Raw genomic sequence first — 19,121 nt, forward strand, 5'->3', positions numbered from 1 at the left:
GCCACCGGTCGGCTGAACCATCGGAGGATGCCGGTTTCGGGTCGCCCCGGCCCGGGGACGGTGTTCGGCACGACGGAAGAACCGTCGCGGCACGCGAGAAGAAGTCACTCGCGGTCCCGGGCCGGGCAAAAAGAAAGCGCGCCGCCACAGGGTGGAGGCGCGCAGAAGGTCTGGTGCCGCGGCAGCTCGCTCCATGGAGCGGCTGTCCGTCCCGCTGTCGCGGGGAAGGATCAGGTCAGAGCCGGTTCGGCGATGCGGAAGAACTCGTCGGCCTCAGCGGCAGCGGCCGCCAGCCGATCGTTCTCCGCCCGAAGCCGGGTTACCTCGAACTCCAGTGCCCGCACCGTGGCACGCAAACGGGTGACCTCGTCGAGCATGCGCCGGTCGGGCGCTGCCGTGACGTGGCCATAGAGGGCCTTCGCCATATCGTCTCCTTGTGAAGCGCTGCCGGTTCGCCGGCCAAACGCGCGCCCAGTTGTATTCGCGGCTCCCGCGGCCCGGCAAACTGGAATGTGACTCCAGATGATGCTGACGAGCGCGGTCGGGCGCGACTGGCGACAGTTCCATAGTCCGCCGATACACCGGGAACGTCAAGTTGCCCTGCGCCACACATCACCAAAGGTGTCGCAACGTGACAATCCGCCCGAACTGCTAGCGTCGATACGTGGCACACCGCAGTCGGCACCGCACGCCCCTGCACCTCGCGCCGGCCATCGCGGCCTGCGCCGCCGTCCTCGCCATCGCCGCGAGCGCAGCCCTCGTGGCCGCCGGGACGGCCGCGGCACTGCGACGCGACGCGGCACCGCCGCGGGCCGCGTCGGGCACCGCCGCCCCCGCCCGCGACACGAAACCACCCGAACCGGCGACACTGCGCACGCCCCGGGCGGGCGCGACCCGGAAAGCGACGCCGAAGACCCGGCGCACCGATGCGGTCACCCCGGCGACCGACCTCATCACCTGGATCGAGGACCAGGTGACCGTGCTGATCAACAGGGAGCGCGGCCTGGCCGGCTGCGACCAGGTGCACACCGACGAGCGGATGCGCACCGCCGCCCGGGAGCACAGCGCCGACATGGCCGCGTACGACTACTTCAGCCACGCCGACCGCGACGGCGACGACTTCGTCGACCGGCTCGACGACGCGGGCTACCCCCGCGACGACGCGGCGGGCGAGAACATCGCCTACGGCTACCCCAACCCGCAGGCGGTGGTCGAGGCCTGGATGGGCAGCGGCGGCCACCGCGACAACATCCTCAACTGCGACGCGGAGGCGAGCGCCACCGGCCTGGCGTACCGGGGGCGCACGCCGTACTGGACGCAGGAGTTCGGCTACGAGTAGGCCTCGTCGGGGGAGTTCAGTCGGCATGTCGACATACCCGCGCGGGCAGTCGCGGGGCTCGGGCACCGATCGTTGGTACGGGCGTGACCCCCCTGCTGCCGCTCCCCGCACACCCGCACCTGCACCCGCAGCTGTGGGAGACGATCGAGGCCGCCGGCGTCGGCGCCACCGTCCTGCTCAACATCGACGCCGGTCCGGGCACCGGGCTCGACCCGACCTGGACCGCCGCGACCACCCGCCTGGTCCGCGCCGGGGCCAGCCTGCTCGGCTACGTCGACCTCGCCTACGGCGCCCGGCCCACCGAGCACGTGCGCGCCGAGCTCGGCCGCTGGGCCGGGTATCCGGTCCGGGGGATCTTCTTCGACCAGGCCCCGACCAGCCCGTACTCGATCGGGCCGGTGGCGGTGGCGGTGCGCGCCGCCCGCCGCATCGGCTTCGACACGCTGCTGGTCAACCCCGGCCGCCCCACCGACTCGCTCTACCGGGGCCTCGGCACGGTGCTGTGCACCTTCGAGGGCGCGTGGGAGCAGTACCGGGTCGGCACCGAGGAGGGCGTGCGCTCCGGCGACGCGCACCTGGTGCACTCGGTGCCGCTGGACCAGATCGAGGCCTGCCACGAGCTGATGCGCGCCCGGGGCGCCCGGTTCGGACTGGCCACCAACGAGGCGTCCGTGCACGGGGCGCCGGTGCTGCCGGTCGCGGTGTGAAGGTCCCCGTCACGGCGGTGGTGGTGCTGGCCTGCCTGGCCTGCGCCACCCCGCCCCGGACCTGGTACGAGCCACCGCCACCGCCGCCCGTCGACCCGGAGCGGCTGCACTGGCAGTGGTCGCTGGACCGCCCCGACCCCGATCCCGGCGCCGCCGACGTGTTCGTGCTCGACGGCTTCACCACCGACGCCGCCACGGTGCAGGACCTGCACCGGCGCCGCCGGCACGCGGTCTGCTACCTCGCCCTGGGCACGGTCGGCGGCCAGCCCGACGCGGCCCGGTTCCCCCGCTCGCTGCGGGCCGCCGACCACGGCATCCGCTGGGACGCCCCGGCGCGGGCGCTGCGCGACACGGTCGCGCCCATCCTGGCCGACCGGCTGCGGGTGTGCCGCGACAAGGGCTTCGACGCCGCCGCGCTGGACCGGCTGGCCGCGGCGCCCGAGGACGTCCTGGTACGCGTGCTCGACGCCGCGCGCGAGCTGCGCCTGCCCGTCGGGCTGGTCGACCGCTCCGACGCGCGGGCCGACCTCAGGCTGCCGCCGTCACCCGTGGGCGGGGCTGGCACTTCGGGCAGGAGTACGACGAGCGGTTCATGAACTGCTCGCGGCGGATCGCCGTGCCGCAGCGCCCGCAGGGCTCGCCCTCGCGGCCGTACGCGTTGAGCGAGCGGTCGAAGTAGCCGGACTCGCCGTTGACGTTGACGTACAGCGCGTCGAAGGTGGTGCCGCCGACCTTGATCGCTTCGCCGAGCACCTCGCGCACCTGCTGGAGCAGCTTCGTGGCGGCGGCCGCGGACAGCTCGTCGCAGGGCCGCTCGCCGTGCAGCTTCGCCCGCCACAGCGCCTCGTCGGCGTAGATGTTGCCGACCCCGGAGATCAGCCCCTGGTCCAGCAGCGCCCGCTTCACCCCGGTGCGCCGGCGGCGCAGCGCGGCCAGGAAGTCGGCGGGCTTGAACTCGGGGTCCATCGGGTCGCGGGCGATGTGCGCGATCTCGGCGGGCAACTGCGCGCCGCCCGGTGAGACGGCCAGGCCGCCGAAGGTGCGCTGGTCGACGAAGCGCAGCTGCGGTCCGCCGTCGGTGAAGTCGAAGCGGATGTGCAGGTGCTTCTCCTCCGGCGCCGTGGCGGGCTGCACCAGCATCTGACCGGACATGCCGAGGTGGCCGACGATCGCGTCCCCGCTGTCCAGCGGCAGCCAGAGGTACTTGCCGCGGCGGCAGGCGGCGGTGACGGTCCGCCCGGTCAGCACCGCGACGAAGTCGGCGGCCCCGGCGGCATGGCGGCGGATCGCGCGAGCGTGGCGCACCTCGACGGCGGCGATGGTCCGGCCGACCACCCACTCCGCCAGCCCGCTGCGCACGGTCTCGACCTCAGGCAACTCCGGCATGCTCCACCCTCTCCTCGGCCAACCCGCCCATTCTGCTCCCGCCGTCTGACAACGAGCCGACGGCGGCACGGGGTCAGGGCTCCCGGGCCTCGGGATGGTCCAGGTCCACGGCCCGGTTGGAGAGCACCTGCCAGGCGTCCTCGGCCGCGCGCTGCTCGGCCTCCTTCTTGGTGCGGCCGGTCACGCCGCCGAAGCGCTCGGCGCTGACCACCGCCCAGGCGGTGAAGGTCTTGGCGTGGTCGGGGCCCTGCTCCTCGATGACGTACTCGGGGACGCCCCAGCCGTGCTCGGAGGTCAGCTCCTGAAGGCTCGTCTTCCAGTCCAGCGACGCCCCGCGCCGGGCCGACTCGGCCATCAGCGGGTCGAACAGGTTCTTGATGACGTCGCTGGCCCGGGGCATGCCGTGCTCCAGGTAGATCGCGCCGAGCAGCGCCTCCAGCGTGTCGGCCAGGATCGACTCCTTGTCCCGGCCGCCGGTGGCCTCCTCGCCCTTGCCCAGCAGCAGGTGCGGGCCGATCCCCAGGGAGCGGGCCACCCCCGCCAGGGCCCGGGAGTTGACCACGCTGGCGCGCAGCTTGGCCAGCCGGCCCTCGGCCAGGTCGGGATGGGCGTGGTACAGCGAGGCGGTGATCACCACGCCGAGCACCGAGTCGCCGAGGAACTCCAGGCGCTCATTGGTGGGCAGGCCGCCGTGCTCGTACGCGTACGAGCGGTGGGTCAGCGCGCGCCCCAGCAGTTCGGGCTCGAACGGGACGCCGAACGCGGCGGCCAGTTCGGCGGGGTCCGGCGCCTCGGCCGGTTTCGGGTCGTGCGATTTCGCTGCCATCAGCGACACCCCATTCGGCGGCCGCGGGACGGCGCGGACATGGCGACGTCGCCGACCGGCTCATGCCGGTCGGCGACGCGACGAGTTGAACACCCCGGCGGCACCGGGAACGGCTCTGGTTAGACCTCGAGAACCTGGCGGCCGTTGTACGTGCCGCAGACGGTGCAGGCGCTGTGCGGCAGCTTGGCCGACTTGCACTGCGGGCAGGCCACGGTCGCGACCGCGGTGGCCTTCCACTGCGCCCGGCGGTGACGGGTGTTGCTGCGCGACATCTTGCGCTTCGGGACTGCCACTGTATTACTCCTCAGTAGTAGCCGGCGGGTGCCGACCTTCTCTTCTCGGCCGGCGGCCGACTGGTGTCTGGCTCCGCGGCGCCGTCAGGCTTGCGGATCTGCGGGCTTCTCCGGCTCCAGGCCGGTCAACCCGCGCAACGCCGCCCAACGTGCGTCGACCACCTCGTGCGTGTGGTCGTCGGGCAGCTCGTCCCAGCGCACCCCGCACTCGGGGCACAACCCTGGGCAGTCCTCGCGGCACAGCGGGTTGACCGGCAGTGACAGCACCACCGCATCCCGCACCGCCGGCTCCAGGTCGACCAGGTCGTCCCGGATCCGTCCCACCTCGTCCTCGTCGGTGGTCTCGCCAGTGGCGCTGTCGGCATACGCGAACAGCTCCTGGACCTGGACGTCCACCTCGTCCTCGATCTCGGTGAGACAGCGGCCGCACTCGCCCACCAGCGGACCGGTGACGGTCCCGGAGACGAGCACGCCCTCCGACACCGACTCCATCCGCAGGTCCAGGACGAGGTCGGCGCCTTCCGGCACACCGATCATCTCCAGACCCAGGTCAGCCGGTGCCGGGACCACCCGATGGAGGGTACGCATCGCACCCGCGCCACGCGGCAGGTCCCGGATGTCGAGGACGAGCGGCGCTCGCGGATCAAGGTGCTTCATCGAATGATCAGACATGACTTTTCACAGAGGCGAATCGTGGAACGGCCGAGTTGTCGCAGGCCGACGTAGAAGGTTACCTGAACCGGCCCGATGCCGTCGAACGGGCCGGTTCACCCGCGCGCCGCGGGCCGGTTCGGGGTCAGAACGGAAGCGGGCGATCGTCGTCACCCGGGACGAACGACCCGATCTCGCGCAGCGCGTGCATCTTGTCGCGCCCCCGCTCGATCGAGGCCAGCGCCCGGGTGAGGAACTGCTCGAAGTTGCCGAGGGCGGTGTCGACGTACTCGTCGACCTCGTCGCGCAGTCGCTGCGCCTCGGCACGGGCCTCCGCGACGATGCGGGCGCCCTCGTGCTCGGCGGAGACTGTGATCTCGTTCACCGAGACCAGGCGGGCGTGTTCCTGCTCACCCTCGTGGATGATCCGGTCCGCCTCGCGCCGGCCGGCGTCGAGGATCTTGTCGCGCTCCTCCAGCAAAGCGGCGGAGCGGCGCAGCTCGCCGGGCAGCTCTGCCCGCAACTGGTCCAGCGCGCCGATCAGCTCACCGCGGTCGACCATGCAGTTGCGCGACATCGGCACCGATCGCGCGGCTTCCGCCAGAGCGATGATGTCGTCAATACGGTCGAGTGGGTCCACCGACGGTCACTCCTCATACACGGTTGTAGTCCACACCATGATGCGTCCCGGCCCTACCGTCGCGGCAGACCGGTCCCGCTGCGGCGAGTCGCCGCAGGTAGGGAAGTTTCAGGCCGCTCGGGCAGGCCGCAACCGCTCCGCGAGCCGGCGCTCCACCAGCTCCGGCACGTACGGAGAGACGTCGCCGCCCCACTTGGCGACCTCCTTGACCAGGCTGGACGCGATGAATGAATAGAGCGGGTTCGTCGGCATGAACAGGGTCTCCACTCCGGACAGCCCGACGTTCATCTGCGCCATCTGCAGTTCGTAGTCGAAGTCGCTGACCGCCCGGATGCCCTTGACCACGACCTGGGCGTCCTCGTCCCGGCAGTAGTCGACCAGCAGGCCCTGGAAGGACTCGATCCGCACGTTGGGGTGGCCCTTGGTCACCTCGCGCAGGATCTCCAGCCGCTCCTCGACACTGAACAGGCCCTGCTTCGACTGGTTGATCAGCACCGCGACGATCACCTCGTCGAACAGCCGGGCCGATCGATCGATGATGTCCAGGTGTCCCCGGGTGACCGGGTCGAACGACCCGGGACAGACCGCACGCCTCACTAGCTGCTCACCCTTCTGGTTCACTCGCTCCGCCACTCTGCGCAACGGCGCGACCGTACCAAAGCGTCGACTCCCCGTAGCGGCGGCCGCGATCGGCAGTGACGCCTTCCACCCAGGACGGCTCCGGCGAGCGGGTGGCCCGCTCCACCACCAGCACCGCGCCGTCGGCGAGCCAGCCGTGCCCGACCAGCGCGGCCAGGGCCGCGGTCAGCTCCGGCTCGGTCAGCGGGTACGGCGGGTCGGCGAAGACGACGTCGTAGGGGCCGCCCTGCGGTCCCGCGGCGAGCACCGTGCCGACCCGGCCCGCCGCCACGGCCGCCCCGGCCGCGCCCAGGGTGGCGATGTTCTCCCTGATCACCCGGATGGCCCTGGCGTCGGACTCGACCAGCAGCGCGTGCGCCGCCCCGCGCGACAGCGCCTCCAGCCCGACCGCGCCGGAACCGGCGAACAGGTCGAGCACGCGGGCGCCGCCGAGGTCGGTCATGGACTCCAGCGCCGAGAACAGGGCCTCGCGTACGCGGTCGGAGGTGGGCCGGGTGTCGCGCCCGTCCGGGGTGCGCAGCCGCCGCCCGCCGTACCTGCCCGCCACGATCCTCGTCACGCCCCCACGCTACGGGATCAGCGGTTGCTCACCCCGTGCGCGCGGTCGATCACCAGGCGGCGACCGTCGCCGGAAAGCGATAACGATTCGGCAACGGTTCATTCACCAGCCACCCGTAGCGTTTCCGTGCGACCGCGCACCTTCACTAGGGTCAACCGGTCTCAGACTTTCACCCCAGTCACATCCACCCCAATGGAGCACGCGTGAATCGTCCATTCACCCGACGCCTGCTCGCCTACGCGGGCAGCGCGGTGCTCGGCCTCGCGGGCGCCTTCGTACTGGCGAGCCCCGCCCAGGCGCACCACACCGTCGTCACGGCCAAGGCCAAATGCACCCCCAACGAGTGGGTCATCTCCTGGACCGTCGAGAACTGGGACACCCAGATGTCGGCGACGCTCCAGGTCACGGCCAACCCGGACACCCCGATCACCAACATCGTGGACGGCGCCACCCTGCCGGGTAAGACCAAGAACAACAAGGGCGGCAAGCTGTACGGCGACCAGACCGTCCCGCTGTCCACCACCTCGGCCGACCTGAGCATCACCGGCACGTGGACCAACGGCGTCTCGGCCACCAACACCGGCCACATCGACCTCGACCGCACCAACTGCGGCAACTACAAGGCCGACGTGACCGGCTCGGCCCGCTGCGACGCCGAGAGCGGCACGTGGCAGGTCACCTGGGCCGTGGTCAACAAGCACTACACCGACGCGGCCGTCGCGAAGATCGTCAACAACCCGGCCGACCTGAAGTTCAGCGGCACGCTGACCGACGGCACCTGGACCCCGCTGGCCGACAAGACCCAGGTCGTGGGCCTGGCCGACGGCCAGAGCATCCCCGGCGGCGCGACCGTCAACGCGACCCAGACGGTGCCCGGCACCGCCGCGGGCGCGCGGCTGAAGGTCAAGCTGGACTGGAACGGCGGCCCCGGCAGTGCCACGCCGCAGCCCGGCGCGGCCGAGGACACCGACTCCAGCGAGATCGCGTTCGAGGGCGCCTGCATCAAGAACTCGCCCAAGCCGTCGGTCACCTTCGCCGTCGACTGCACCGGCGTCGTCACCGTGACGCTGATCAACGCCGCCGAGGCGACCAAGGCCGCGACCTTCGAGGTCACCGGCGCCGACGGCTGGACCAGCGGCCCGGTCGTGGTGCAGGCCGGCGAGAAGGCGCTGCCCGTGACGGTGCCCGCCAAGAACGCCAAGAAGATCTCCGTCACCGAGGGCGGCGTGCTGCTGCCCGGCGGCGAGTACACCCCCGAGGTCCAGCACTGCGACGAGCCGTCGCCGTCCCCCTCGGGCTCGCCGCAGCCGCACCTGCCCACCACCGGCGCCAACGTGACGCTGGCCGTGGTCTCCGGCCTGGTGCTGATCGCGGTCGGTGCCGTGATCTTCCTGCTCGCCCGTCGCCGCCGGCTGAACCTGACCGACGTGTGACCGTGAGCTGATCCACCGTACGAACAAGGGCGGGCCCCCGCGGGGGTCCGCCCTTTCGCTTGCGCTCAGCCCTTCTGGAGGTACTCGGCGCGGTCGGCGTCGACCAGGCGCGCCACCTGCTCGGCCAGCAGCGGATGCGCCGCCAGGTCCGGGTCGTCGGCCAGCAGTTGCTCGGCCTCGGCGCGCGCCTCGCCGATCAGGTCGCGGTCGCGCAGCAGCGACAGCAGCCGCAGGTGCGAGCGCCGCCCCGACTGCGCCGCCCCGAGCACGTCGCCCTCGCGCCGCTGCTCCAGGTCCAGCTCGGCCAGGCGGAAGCCGTCCAGGGTGGAGGCGACCGCGTCCAGCCGCTCGCGCGCGGGGGTGCCCTCGACCGCCTCGGTGACCAGCAGGCACAGGCCCGCCGCCGTGCCCCGGCCGACCCGGCCGCGCAGCTGGTGCAGCTGCGACACCCCGAACCGGTCGGCGTCGAGGATCACCATCGCGGTCGCGTTCGGCACGTCCACGCCGACCTCGATCACGGTCGTGGCGACCAGGACGTCGAGCTGCCCGGCCGCGTACGACCGCATCACCGCGTCCTTCTCGTCGGCGGGCAGGCGGCCGTGCAGCACCCCGATGCGCAGGCCGCGCAGCGGCCCCTCGGCCAGCAGCGGGGCCACGTCCAGCACCGCGACCGGTGGCCGCCTGTCGTCCTCCTCGGCGCCCTCGACCGGCTCGACCTCGTCCTCGGTGCCGTTGTCACCGATGCGCGGGCAGACGACGTACGCCTGGTGGCCCCGCTGGACCTCCTCGACCACACGGCGCCAGGCCCGCTCCAGGAACGCGGGCTTCTCCGCCACCGGCACCACGTGCGAGGCGATCGGCGAGCGGCCGCCCGGCAGCTGCGACAGGCTGGACACCTCCAGATCGCCGTAGACGGTCATCGCGACCGTGCGCGGGATCGGCGTCGCGGTCATGACCAGCACGTGCGGCGGCTGCTCGGCCTTGGCCCGCAGCGCGTCGCGCTGCTCGACGCCGAACCGGTGCTGCTCGTCGACGACGACCAGGCCCAGGTCGGCGAAGTCGACTCCCTCGTACAGCAGCGCGTGTGTGCCCACGACCAGCCCGGCCGAACCGTCGGCGAGCTTGGCCAGGGCCTTGCGCCGCGCCGCCGCGCCCTGCGAGCCGGTCACCAGCACGATCTGGGTGCCGTCGGGGTCGCCGTCGAGCTCGTCGGCGCGGCCCTGGGGACCGAGCAGGCGGCCGATGCCCCGGTGGTGCTGGGTGGCGAGCACCTCGGTCGGCGCCAGCAGCGCCGCCTGCCCGCCCGCGTCCACGACCTGGAGCATCGCCCGCAGCGCGACCAGCGTCTTGCCCGCGCCCACCTCGCCCTGCAGCAGCCGGTGCATCGGGTGCGGCCGGGCCAGGTCCGCGGCGATCTCCTCGCCGACCGCGAGCTGCCCGTCGGTGAGCGTGAACGGCAGCGACGCGTCGAAGCCGGACAGCAGCCCGCCCTCGCGCGGGGGCCGCGGCACGGCGGGCCACGCGGCGGCCTGCTGCTTGCGCCGCACCAGCGTCAGCTGTACGGCGAACGCCTCGTCCCACGCCAGCCGCCGCCGCGCGATGTACAGCAGCTCCTTGGAGCTCGGCCGGTGGATCTCGCGCAGCGCCGTGGCCAGGTCGAGCAGCTTGCGCCCGGCGCGCAGCCCGGACGGCAGCGGATCGGCGGGCAGCTCGACCGTGTCCAGCACCACCCGCACGCACCGGGCCAGCACCCAGGTCGGCACCGCCGCCGCGGCCGGATACACCGGGATCAGCGCCCCGGCGAACTCCTCCACCTCGGCGGCCACCTCGCCGCCCTCGGCCCCGGCGTCGAGCAGCACGTACTCCGGGCTGTTGAGCTGGCGGCGGCCGCGGAACTCGCCGACCTTGCCCGCGAACAGGCCCCAGAGGCCCGCGCGCAGCTCCCGCTCGCGCCACGCCTGCTGGAAGAACGTCAGGATGAGCTGGCCGCCGGAGCCGTCGCCGACGACGACCTCCAGCATGCTGCCGCGGCGCTGGCGCATCGGGCGGGTCGTGGTGCGCAGCACCTGCGCGAGCACGGTGACCTGCTCGCCGATCTCCAGCGAGCGCATGTCGGTGTGCTCGCCGCGCTCGTCGTACCGGCGCGGGAAGTGGAACAGCAGGTCACCGGCGGTGTACAGGTCCAGGTGCGTGGCCAGGGCCTTGGCGGTCTTCTCCCCGACCAGCTTCTTCAGCGGGGTCTCGACGTCGGCGTCGCCCATCACTCCACCCCCACCAGCAGCGGGTAGTGCGGCTGGCCGCCGTCGTACGCGTGGATCTCCACGAACGGCCAGCGGGCCGCGACGTGCGCGTTCAGCGCGGGCACCAGCTCCTGCGGCGCCTGCGCCCCGACGATCAGGGTGACCAGCTCGCCGCCGCTGGCCAGCATCCGGTCCAGCAGCTCCACGCAGACCGTGCGCAGGTCGTCGCCGATCAGGTTGACCTCGCCCTCGATGAGCGCGATCACGTCGCCGGGGCGGCAGCGCCCCGCCACCGTCAGCGCCTCCCTGCTGGCCCAGGTCACCTCGGCCGAGCGGCAGGCACCGGCGGCCTCCGCCATCGCGATCACGTCGTCCTCGAACCGGCGGGAGGAGTCGCGCACCGCCAGGGCGGCCAGCGCCTGCACCGGCGAGCGCGTCGGGATCACCCGGACCTTGACCCCCTCGCCGAACGCCTCGTCGGCGGCGGCCTGGGCCACCGCGCGCAGGTTGCCGTCGGTCGGCACCACCGCGACCCGGCCCGCGCCCGTGGCGAGGATCGCGTCCAGCACCTCGGCCGTGGACGGGTTCGCCGGGACCGCGACCGCGCCCTCGGCGGTCAGCAGGTCCTCGATGCCCTCCCCCGCCGCGGTGACCACGACCGCGCGGGCGGTCGGGTCCGGGCGGCGCGGCGCGTGCTCTGCGGTCGGGCTTGTCAGGTGCGTGATCTGGATCTGGTACGGCCGCCCGGCGGCCAGCCCCGTCTCCACCGCCGCGCCGGCGTCGTCGACGTGCACGTGCACCCGCCACGTCGCCGGGCCGCCCACCACCACCAGCGAGTCCCCGAGGCGGTCCAGCGCCTCGCGCAGCTCGGCGATCTCCCCCGCCCCGGTGTCGATCAGGAACTGCACCTCGTAGGCCGGGCCGCGGTATGCCGGGCGCGCGTGCGCGCCGTGATCGTGCCCGCTGTGTTCCTCGTCATCGGTGACAGTCGCCACCACGCCGGGCGCCTGGCTCTCGTCGTGCTCGCCGGTCAGCGCCTCCAGCATCGCCTCCAGCAGCAGGACCAGCCCGTGCCCGCCCGCGTCGACCACCCCGGCCGTCGCCAGCACCGGCAGCTGCTCCGGCGTACGCGCCAGCGCCCGCCGGGCCTCCCCCACCGCCTCGCGCACCGCGGTCACGCAGTCGTCGGTCCGGCAGCCCGCGGCCGCCTTCGCCGCGTCGCGGGCCACGGTGAGGATGGTGCCCTCCACCGGCCGCGCCACCGCCGCGTACGCCGACGTCGCGGCCGCGTCCAGGGCCGGGACCAGGCCGTCGTCGTCGACGCGGTCGGCCAGGCCGGACAGCCACTGCGCGGTGATCACCCCGGAGTTGCCGCGCGCGCCCAGCAGCGCCCCGCGCGCCATCGCCCGCAGCACCGAGCCCGGCGTCGGGTCCTCGGTGAGCACGTCGACCTGCGCCTGGTGCGCGGCGGTCAACGTCAGCAGCAGATTGGTCCCGGTGTCGCCGTCGGGCACCGGGTAGACGTTGAGCTGGTTGAGCGCGTGTTCCTGCCGGCCGACGACGGCCACGGCGAGCGAACTCCAGCGCCGCACCGCGGCGACGTCGAGGACCTCCAGCACGGGGCCAGCCTAACGGGGGCGCACCCTGTTCTCACGCTCGGCGCCGCGAGACGGTAGAGTGATGTGCAGCCCGATCGTGCGCCGTCACCTAGAGGAACGGCACCCCGGGCTCGTTCCCCGATTGGGCATCCGAGGAGCCGGTCAGCTACCCTGGTCAGGTTCCCGGCACAATGACGCTGCGGTCGGGTTGTTGATCTAGACGAACTCAGGAGATTCCCGTGGCTAGCGTGTGCGACGTCTGTGGCAAGGGGCCGGGTTTCGGCCACAACGTTTCCCACTCGCACCGGCGGACCAACCGTCGCTGGAACCCGAACATCCAGTCGGTGCGCACCCCCGCCGGTGGCGGCAACACCCGTAAGGTGCAGGTCTGCACCTCGTGCCTGAAGGCCGGCAAGGTCACCCGCGCCTGACGCGAGACTTCCCAAGGCCGCCGAGCTCCGGCTCGGCGGCCTTTTGCCGTACCCCCGAAACCTGACCCACCCGGTCGGCGCCGCCCCACCCAGCCCGCGACCCCACACCACCTCGGGCCGGGCCGGGCCGGCCTGGGTCTTTTCATAAACGTTGGCCTATCTCATCGAGTTCGATCTCTTCCGAGTCGATGAGATAGGCCAACGTTTATGAAAGGCGCGAGATGGAAGCGCGAGGTGGTCGGCCGGCGGGAGCGTAAGCCGTCCGGTGCCGGAATAGGTCAGAGGTCGCGGCCGAAGCTGCGGCAGCCGGGCTCGTCGCGGTAGTGGCCGAAGTTCTCGATCAGCTGGTACCCGATCGCCTGGTACATGGCGATCGCCTCCGGCTGGGCGGTGCCCGTCTCCAGGATGGCCCGCGCCCGGCCGTGCGCCCGCGCGTCGGCCTCGACGACCGCCATGATCCGCCGACCGACGCCCTGGCCGCGCACTACCGGCGCCGTATACACGCGCTTGATCTCGGCGACGTCCTCGGTCTCGTTCCAGCTGCGCCAGCCGCCGCAGCCCACCGGCGCCCCCTCGTGGTACGCGATGAAGAACCCGCCGTCCGGCGGGTCGAACTCCACGGCGTCGATCGGGGTGGCGTCACCCCCGCCGTACCGCTCGGTGAGGTCCGCCATCAGCTCGGCGATCAACTTGCGCGCGACCGGCGCCCCGAAGCGCGTCGGCCGGATCTCGATCTCGGTCACGCGCCAGAGAATACGGACTTCCGCGCATTGGCACCACTTGTCCGTTAGGTAACCGGCCCACTACTCGCCGGTACCTTACCGACGCCGAGTTGATCACGGCGCCGGGGTGCAGACACACCGTCGAGCACGCCCATAAGTTCATGATCGACGCGGCCGGACGGGGCGGGGCGGGGTCAGGCGCGGAAGTGGTCCCAGCCCTTCGGGCCGTACCAGGGGCGGGAGTCGACGGTGACGGTGGTGCCGTGGACGACCTCGCCGACCGGGTGCCAGCCGTCGGGCAGGGGGATGCCGGGCGGGAAGGTGGCGGCGAGGGCATGGTCGTCACCGCCGGCCAGCAGCCACTGGTACGGGTCGACGCCCAGCGCCAGCGCCGCGTCGCGCATCTGCTCCGGCACCGCGAACGCCGACCGGTGCAGGTTGATGCCGACCTTGCTGGCCTGCGCGATGTGGCCCAGGTCCGCGATCAGCCCGTCCGAGATGTCGATCATCGAGGTGGCCCCGGCCCGGCCCGCCGCCGGTCCCGCCGTGTACGGCACGATGGGCCGCCGATACGCCTCCACCAGCAGCTTCGGCGTACGGAAGCCGCGCGACAGCACCGTGTACCCGGCGGCGGCGTACCCGACCCGGCCCGCCAGCGCCACCACGTCGCCCTCGACCGCCCCCGACCGCAGCACCGGCGCCAGCCCGTGCAGGTCGCCCAGGGCCGTCACCGCGATCGTCAGGGTGGGGCTGGCCGTCATGTCACCACCGACGACGCTCGCACCGACCAGCGCCGCCTCGGCGGCCAGCCCGTCGGCGAGCTGCTCGGCCCAGGCCACGTCCAGGTCGGGCGGGGCGCAGAGGCCCACCAGCAGCGCCGTCGCGGTGGCGCCCATCGCCGCGATGTCGGCCAGGTTCGCCGCCGCCGCCCGACGGCCGATGTCCTCCGCGTCTGCCCAGTCGCGCCGGAAGTGGCGCCCCTCGACGAGGACGTCGGTCGAGGCGACCACGCGACCGTCCGATGCGATCACGAGCGCGGCGTCGTCGCCCGGACCGAGCAGGGTGGCCGGGCCCCTGCCGAGCCGGGCCACCACCCGCTCGATCAGCCCGAACTCACCCGTACGCGCGACGCTCATAGCACCTCTTTTCGCTTGTGGCGCGCCTCCTGCCGCTGTCCGCAGACCACCCGTGAGGTAGTTTCACAGCGGTACGCACAAAGGAGTCGTCCGTGGTTCACGCTTATATCCTGATCCAGACGTCGGTCGGCAAGTCGGTCGACGTCTCCGCTGCCATCGGCGACATCCAGGGTGTCACCCGGGTCGACGCGGTCACCGGGCCGTACGACGTGATCGCCATGGTGCAGGCGCACACCGTCGACGAACTCGGCAAACTCGTACTGTCACAGATCCAGCTGATCCCGAACATCACCCGTACGCTGACGTGCCCGATCATCCACCTATGAGTAACGATCAGGCGACACGTCCGGCCGACCGCTCCGCCAAGCTCCTCGCGGCAGCGATCGCCGTGCCCGTGGCACTGGCCGCCGGGTACGCCTTCTTCCAGGTCATGCGCCCGGCCGACGCCCCCGCGGCGGCCCCGAAGCCCAGCGTCGGCACCTCCGCCAGCCCGCAGGTCATGCCGACCGCGCCCGTGGTGATGGCCACCCCCGTCCTCGGCGACCGCCAGGCCACCGTGTGCCGCGCCCTGCTGTCGCAACTGCCCGAGCAGGTCGGCGGCCTGCCCCGCCGCCAGGTCTCCGGCGGCTTCGAGCAGAACGCCGCCTGGGGCGACCCGGCCCTGATGCTGACCTGCGGTGGCACGACGCCCACCTTCCCGCCGACCGACGACGTGTACAAGCTGGACGGCGTCTGCTGGCACGAGTCCGCCGGCACCTTGACCACGGTCGACCGTGAGGTCCCCGTCTCCGTCACGGTCCCGGCCGGCCGGCCGGCCGAGCTGATCATCGAGTTCTCGAAGACCCTGATCGAGACGGTCCCGTCGGCGGCGACCATGCCCACCGGCTGCCGCTGAGTCGGGCCGCACCGCCAACCGCCCGCCTTTTCATTGACGCTGGCCTATCTAGAGGACGAATTCGTCAAAGTCGTCCTCTAGATAGGCCAGCGTCAATGCTTAGTGGCTGCTCGCAGCCCCCGGTACGTGACCCGGGCCGACCGGGCGCGCGTCAGTGGAGACCGGTCCCCCGGTGCAGCGCGGTACGGATCAGCCGCGACACCAGCTTCGGGTAGTCCAGCCCGCTGGCTGCCCACATACGCGGGAACATGCTCGTCGACGTGAACCCCGGCATGGTGTTGATCTCGTTGAGGTACACCTCGCCGTCATCCGTGACGAAGAAGTCGACCCGCCCCAGCCCGGCGCAGTCCAGCGCCGTGAAGGTCCGCACCGCCAGCTCCCGCACCCGCGCCGCCAGCTCGGGCGACAGGTTCGCGGGCAGGTCGTACTCGCAGTCGTCGCCGAGGTACTTGGCCTCGAAGTCGTAGAACTCGTGCCCGCCCGCGACCACCCGGATCTCGGCCAGCACGGACGCCTCGGGCTGGCCGCCGGCCTCGCCCTCCAGCACGCCGCACTCCACCTCGCGGCCCACGATCGCGGCCTCGACCAGCACCTTCGGGTCGATCGCGCGCGCCTTGGCCAGCGCCGCGTCGAACTCGTCCCAGCTGCTGACCTTGCTGATGCCGAACGACGACCCGGCCCGCGACGGCTTCACGAACACCGGCAGGCCGAGGCGGTCGCGGTCGGCCTGGGTGAGCTCCTGGCCGTTGCGCAGCACCGCGTACGGCCCGACTGGGATGCCCTCGGCGGCCGCGAGCTTCTTGGTGAACTCCTTGTCCATGGCGGCCGCGGAGGCGAACACGTTCGCCCCGACGTACGGGATGCCCGCCATCTCCAGCAGCCCCTGGATCGTCCCGTCCTCGCCGTACGCCCCGTGCAGGGCGGGGAAGACCACGTCGACCTCGGCCAGCGCCGCCGCGGCGCCCTCGGTCGGCTCCAGCACCACCAGGTCGTGGCTGGTCGGGTCGGCGGGCAGCACGACCGCCCGGCCGGAGGCGGCCGTGATCTCGGGCATGGCGCCGCCCTCGATCGCGAGCGGGGACTCGCCCGAGGCGAGCACCCAGCGTCCCTCGCGGGTGATGCCGACCGGCACCGCCTCGTACTCGTCGGGGTCGAGCGCGCCCAGAATGCTGCCGGCGCTCACGCAGGAGACGCCGTGCTCGGTGCTGCGCCCGCCGAAGACGACGGCGACGCGGATCTTGCGCTGGCTGCTTTCACTCACGCGGCTGACCCTACCGTGCTCTGTGATGAACCGGTGAAGAGCACGTCGTGCGGCACCCCAGGTGGCACTAGGGTCTCGCACCGTGACCCCTCACGCGCGCCTGCGGCGCATCCGCATCTGGCTCGTCTGCTTCATCATCTGCCTCGTGCTGAGCGGCGCGACGGCCTTTCCGCTGCTCACCGAGGTCCGCTGGCTCGACGGGCTGCTACGCGAGCCCTGGGTGCCCGCACCGCAGGCCCTGGTCGACTTCCTCGGCCACGTCCGCGCCGGACTGGAGGCGACGGGCCGGGACTACCCCTTCCTCGCGTACGGCACGGACTGGCTGGCCTTCGCGCACCTGGTCATCGCGGCCGCCTACTGGGGACCGCTGCGCGACCCCGTCCGCAACCTCTGGGTGATCCACTGGGGCATGTTCTGCTGCGTGGCGGTGATCCCGCTGGCGCTGATCGCGGCGCCGACCCGGGGGCTGCCGTGGTGGTGGATCCCGATCGACTGCTCGTTCGGCGTCTTCGGCATCGTCCCGCTCCTGGTCGTACGCCGCCACATCCTCGCCCTGACCCCCCAGCCCGCCCCCACCCCACCCCCGGCCCCCACCGCCGCCTAACCGACCGCACCTCCACGAGCACCCCCACCCCAGGCCAAGTTGCCGGGCAATCGGGGCAATGAGCGGTGCTCATTGCCCCGATTGCCCGGCAACTTCGAAGGGTGACCTGCGGCGGCGGGCGCCTGCGCGCCGAACGGCCAGCCGGGCGCGGGGCCGGGGCCGGGCGCGGGGCGGGGGCCGGGCGCGGGGCGGGGGCCGGGCGCGGGGGCCGGCGCGGGGCGGGACGGGCGAAGGGACTCGCGCCGGGGTTCCGCCACAAGATCGCTGTCTTCGGTCAAAACGTCGAGCTGAGCAGTCCGTTCTGACCGCAAGCAGCGATCATCAGCCCCTCCGCACCGAAGATCACTGTCCTCGGTCAAACCCGCCACCCTCCATCCCCTCGAAGCCGGGCTCTGACCGAAACCGCCGACTCCCCCGACCCACCTCACTCCCGCCGACATAGACGCTGGCCTATCTCGTCGACTCCACGTAGATCACCTTCCACGTAATAGGCCAACGTCTATGAAAAACGGGGCTGGGAAGCGACGGGCTGGGTGGGGTGGGTGGGACGGGTTGGGTGGGACGGGGTGGGACGGGGTGGGACGGGACGGGGTGAGACGGGACGGGGTGGGGTGGGGCGGGGCGGGGGGTTGGGTGGGTCAGGCTGCGGCGGTGAGGGCGGTACGCAGGTCCGCCAGCAGGTCCTCGGTGTCCTCGACGCCGCAGGACAGCCGGACGAATCCCGGTGCCACGTTGTCGCCCCACTGGTGGCGCCGGTCGGCGCTGCTGTGCAGGCCGCCGAAGCTCGTCGCCGCCGCCACCAGGTTCGACGCGCGCAGGAATGTCGCCACCTGCTCCGCGGACCCCAGCTCGAACGACACCAGCCCGGGCACGATCTTCATCTGCCGGGCCGCGATCGGCGAGTCCCCCGCCCAGCGGACACCCCGGACCCCGGACAGCCCGCGCAGCAGCGCGGCGACGGCGGCGCCGTTGGCGGCCTGCTGGCGCAGGCGCAGGGCGAGGGTGCCCATGGAGCGCCGGGCCAGCCAGCAGTCGAACGCCGACGGGATGGCGCCGGCCAGCGCCCGCCACTGGCGCATGCCGCCGAGCAGGTCGGCGTCGCGGGTGGCGACGTAGCCGAGCAGCAGGTCGGAGTGGCCGGAGATGGCCTTGGTGCCGGAGGCGACGACCACGTCGGCGCCGAGGTCGAGCGGGCGCTGCGACAGCGGCGTGGCGGTGGTGTTGTCGACGGCGACCAGGGCTCCGGCGGCGTGGGCGGCCTGGGCGACGGCGGCGATGTCGACCAGGTCGAGGCCGGGGTTGGCGGGGGTCTCCAGCAGCACCAGCCGTACGCCGTCGAAGGACGGGTAGGGACCGGCCGTGGGCACCTCGACGGTCTGCACGCCGAGCCCGGCGAGGGTGCTCGCGGCGAAAGCGCGCACCTGGTAGTACCCGTCGGCGGGGATCATGAGGGTGTCACCGGTACGCAGCACCGTCAGCAGCAGCGCGGTGATCGCGGCCTGGCCGCTGCCGAAGGCGAGGCAGTCGCCGCCCTCCAGCCCGCCGATGGCCGCCTCCAGCAGCCGCCGGGTCGGGTTGTCGCCCCGCCCGTAGCCGTCCAGGTCGGGCCGGTAGCCCTCGGGCGGCAGGTGGTACGGGGCGGCCAGCACCGGGCCCGGGAGCAGCGGTGCTCCGGGAACGGGTTCGGGCATGCCGACGTGGACCGACAGGGTGCTGTCGCCGTACTGCGTTGTCATAGGCGAACCGTAACCGGCCCACCTG

The 19,121-nt window shown here is 72.6% G+C and carries 22 protein-coding genes; 8 read left to right on the forward strand and 14 right to left on the reverse strand.

What is annotated here, in order from left to right:
* Window positions 1-230 precede the first annotated feature (230 nt).
* On the reverse strand, window positions 231-425 hold the full coding sequence (locus tag Cs7R123_RS35540) for a hypothetical protein (protein ID WP_155372087.1): 195 nt from the start codon (window positions 423-425) through the stop codon (window positions 231-233).
* A 239-nt stretch (window positions 426-664) separates the two neighbouring features.
* Between Cs7R123_RS35540 and Cs7R123_RS40575 the strand changes: the two genes are divergently transcribed.
* From Cs7R123_RS40575 to Cs7R123_RS35555, 3 genes are all read left to right on the forward strand, one after another.
* Window positions 665-1,339: a CAP domain-containing protein gene (locus Cs7R123_RS40575; protein ID WP_244872351.1), complete on the forward strand. Its 675-nt coding sequence runs from the start codon at window positions 665-667 to the stop codon at window positions 1,337-1,339.
* Between the two features lie 83 nt (window positions 1,340-1,422).
* Window positions 1,423-2,046 (forward strand): spherulation-specific family 4 protein, encoded by a 624-nt coding sequence (locus Cs7R123_RS35550; RefSeq protein WP_212833146.1) that lies wholly within the window; start codon window positions 1,423-1,425, stop codon window positions 2,044-2,046.
* Window positions 2,043-2,642, forward strand: a complete 600-nt coding sequence (locus tag Cs7R123_RS35555) for an endo alpha-1,4 polygalactosaminidase (RefSeq protein ID WP_212833147.1) — start codon at window positions 2,043-2,045, stop codon at window positions 2,640-2,642. Before Cs7R123_RS35550 ends, Cs7R123_RS35555 begins: the two co-directional genes overlap by 4 nt.
* Here the strand turns inward: Cs7R123_RS35555 and mutM are convergent.
* From mutM to rsmD, 7 genes are all read right to left on the reverse strand, one after another.
* Window positions 2,575-3,432 (reverse strand): bifunctional DNA-formamidopyrimidine glycosylase/DNA-(apurinic or apyrimidinic site) lyase, encoded by an 858-nt coding sequence (mutM, locus tag Cs7R123_RS35560; protein WP_212833148.1) that lies wholly within the window; start codon window positions 3,430-3,432, stop codon window positions 2,575-2,577. The two genes, Cs7R123_RS35555 and mutM, sit on opposite strands and share 68 nt — an antisense overlap.
* 73 nt (window positions 3,433-3,505) lie before the next feature.
* The gene (gene rnc / locus Cs7R123_RS35565) at window positions 3,506-4,258 is read right to left on the reverse strand and encodes a ribonuclease III (RefSeq protein WP_212833149.1); all 753 of its coding nucleotides are present in this window, start codon (window positions 4,256-4,258) and stop codon (window positions 3,506-3,508) included.
* 119 nt (window positions 4,259-4,377) lie between these two features.
* Window positions 4,378-4,551 (reverse strand): 50S ribosomal protein L32, encoded by a 174-nt coding sequence (rpmF, locus tag Cs7R123_RS35570; RefSeq protein ID WP_212833150.1) that lies wholly within the window; start codon window positions 4,549-4,551, stop codon window positions 4,378-4,380.
* An 84-nt stretch (window positions 4,552-4,635) separates the two neighbouring features.
* Window positions 4,636-5,223 (reverse strand): DUF177 domain-containing protein, encoded by a 588-nt coding sequence (locus tag Cs7R123_RS35575; RefSeq protein WP_212833151.1) that lies wholly within the window; start codon window positions 5,221-5,223, stop codon window positions 4,636-4,638.
* 124 nt (window positions 5,224-5,347) lie between these two features.
* Window positions 5,348-5,842: a hypothetical protein gene (locus Cs7R123_RS35580; protein WP_212833152.1), complete on the reverse strand. Its 495-nt coding sequence runs from the start codon at window positions 5,840-5,842 to the stop codon at window positions 5,348-5,350.
* A gap of 108 nt (window positions 5,843-5,950) precedes the next feature.
* Complete coding sequence (coaD, locus tag Cs7R123_RS35585) at window positions 5,951-6,439, reverse strand: pantetheine-phosphate adenylyltransferase (RefSeq protein WP_212833154.1); 489 nt, start codon at window positions 6,437-6,439, stop codon at window positions 5,951-5,953.
* A gap of 7 nt (window positions 6,440-6,446) precedes the next feature.
* A complete protein-coding gene (gene rsmD, locus Cs7R123_RS35590) occupies window positions 6,447-7,040 on the reverse strand; it encodes a 16S rRNA (guanine(966)-N(2))-methyltransferase RsmD (RefSeq protein WP_212833156.1) in 594 nt (197 codons plus the stop codon).
* Between the two features lie 203 nt (window positions 7,041-7,243).
* On the opposite strand from rsmD, the gene Cs7R123_RS35595 reads away from it, so the two are divergent.
* On the forward strand, window positions 7,244-8,473 hold the full coding sequence (locus tag Cs7R123_RS35595; RefSeq protein WP_212833159.1) for an LPXTG cell wall anchor domain-containing protein: 1,230 nt from the start codon (window positions 7,244-7,246) through the stop codon (window positions 8,471-8,473).
* A gap of 65 nt (window positions 8,474-8,538) precedes the next feature.
* Here Cs7R123_RS35595 and recG read toward each other — a convergent pair whose 3' ends face one another.
* Entirely contained in the window at window positions 8,539-10,734 is a 2,196-nt protein-coding gene (gene recG, locus Cs7R123_RS35600; protein ID WP_212833161.1) for an ATP-dependent DNA helicase RecG, read from the reverse strand.
* The gene (locus Cs7R123_RS35605; RefSeq protein WP_212833163.1) at window positions 10,734-12,332 is read right to left on the reverse strand and encodes a DAK2 domain-containing protein; all 1,599 of its coding nucleotides are present in this window, start codon (window positions 12,330-12,332) and stop codon (window positions 10,734-10,736) included. Before Cs7R123_RS35605 ends, recG begins: the two co-directional genes overlap by 1 nt.
* A 218-nt stretch (window positions 12,333-12,550) precedes the next feature.
* On the opposite strand from Cs7R123_RS35605, the gene rpmB reads away from it, so the two are divergent.
* Window positions 12,551-12,742, forward strand: a complete 192-nt coding sequence (gene rpmB / locus Cs7R123_RS35610) for a 50S ribosomal protein L28 (protein WP_212833164.1) — start codon at window positions 12,551-12,553, stop codon at window positions 12,740-12,742.
* Window positions 12,743-13,020: 278 nt separating this feature from the next.
* On the opposite strand, the gene Cs7R123_RS35615 is transcribed toward rpmB, so the two are convergent.
* Both Cs7R123_RS35615 and Cs7R123_RS35620 read right to left on the reverse strand, forming a co-directional pair.
* Window positions 13,021-13,485 carry a GNAT family N-acetyltransferase gene (locus Cs7R123_RS35615; RefSeq protein ID WP_212833165.1) on the reverse strand — a complete coding sequence of 155 codons (465 nt, stop codon included), beginning with the start codon at window positions 13,483-13,485 and terminating at the stop codon, window positions 13,021-13,023.
* 173 nt (window positions 13,486-13,658) lie between these two features.
* Window positions 13,659-14,600, reverse strand: coding sequence for a thiamine-phosphate kinase (locus Cs7R123_RS35620; RefSeq protein ID WP_212833166.1), 942 nt, complete (start codon window positions 14,598-14,600; stop codon window positions 13,659-13,661).
* A gap of 92 nt (window positions 14,601-14,692) precedes the next feature.
* On the opposite strand from Cs7R123_RS35620, the gene Cs7R123_RS35625 reads away from it, so the two are divergent.
* Both Cs7R123_RS35625 and Cs7R123_RS35630 read left to right on the forward strand, forming a co-directional pair.
* Window positions 14,693-14,926 carry an Lrp/AsnC ligand binding domain-containing protein gene (locus tag Cs7R123_RS35625; RefSeq protein WP_212833167.1) on the forward strand — a complete coding sequence of 78 codons (234 nt, stop codon included), beginning with the start codon at window positions 14,693-14,695 and terminating at the stop codon, window positions 14,924-14,926.
* Complete coding sequence (locus tag Cs7R123_RS35630; RefSeq protein WP_212833168.1) at window positions 14,923-15,495, forward strand: DUF3515 domain-containing protein; 573 nt, start codon at window positions 14,923-14,925, stop codon at window positions 15,493-15,495. Before Cs7R123_RS35625 ends, Cs7R123_RS35630 begins: the two co-directional genes overlap by 4 nt.
* A 151-nt stretch (window positions 15,496-15,646) precedes the next feature.
* Here the strand turns inward: Cs7R123_RS35630 and Cs7R123_RS35635 are convergent, their stop codons facing one another.
* Entirely contained in the window at window positions 15,647-16,756 is a 1,110-nt protein-coding gene (locus Cs7R123_RS35635) for a D-alanine--D-alanine ligase family protein (RefSeq protein ID WP_212833170.1), read from the reverse strand.
* Window positions 16,757-16,838: 82 nt separating this feature from the next.
* On the opposite strand from Cs7R123_RS35635, the gene Cs7R123_RS35640 reads away from it, so the two are divergent.
* Complete coding sequence (locus tag Cs7R123_RS35640) at window positions 16,839-17,360, forward strand: hypothetical protein (protein WP_212833172.1); 522 nt, start codon at window positions 16,839-16,841, stop codon at window positions 17,358-17,360.
* 638 nt (window positions 17,361-17,998) lie between these two features.
* Here the strand turns inward: Cs7R123_RS35640 and Cs7R123_RS35645 are convergent.
* The gene (locus tag Cs7R123_RS35645) at window positions 17,999-19,096 is read right to left on the reverse strand and encodes a cystathionine gamma-lyase (protein WP_212833174.1); all 1,098 of its coding nucleotides are present in this window, start codon (window positions 19,094-19,096) and stop codon (window positions 17,999-18,001) included.
* Window positions 19,097-19,121 lie beyond the last annotated feature (25 nt).

Origin of the sequence: Catellatospora sp. TT07R-123, from assembly GCF_018327705.1 — a bacterium.
In the GTDB taxonomy this organism is placed as follows: domain Bacteria; phylum Actinomycetota; class Actinomycetes; order Mycobacteriales; family Micromonosporaceae; genus Catellatospora.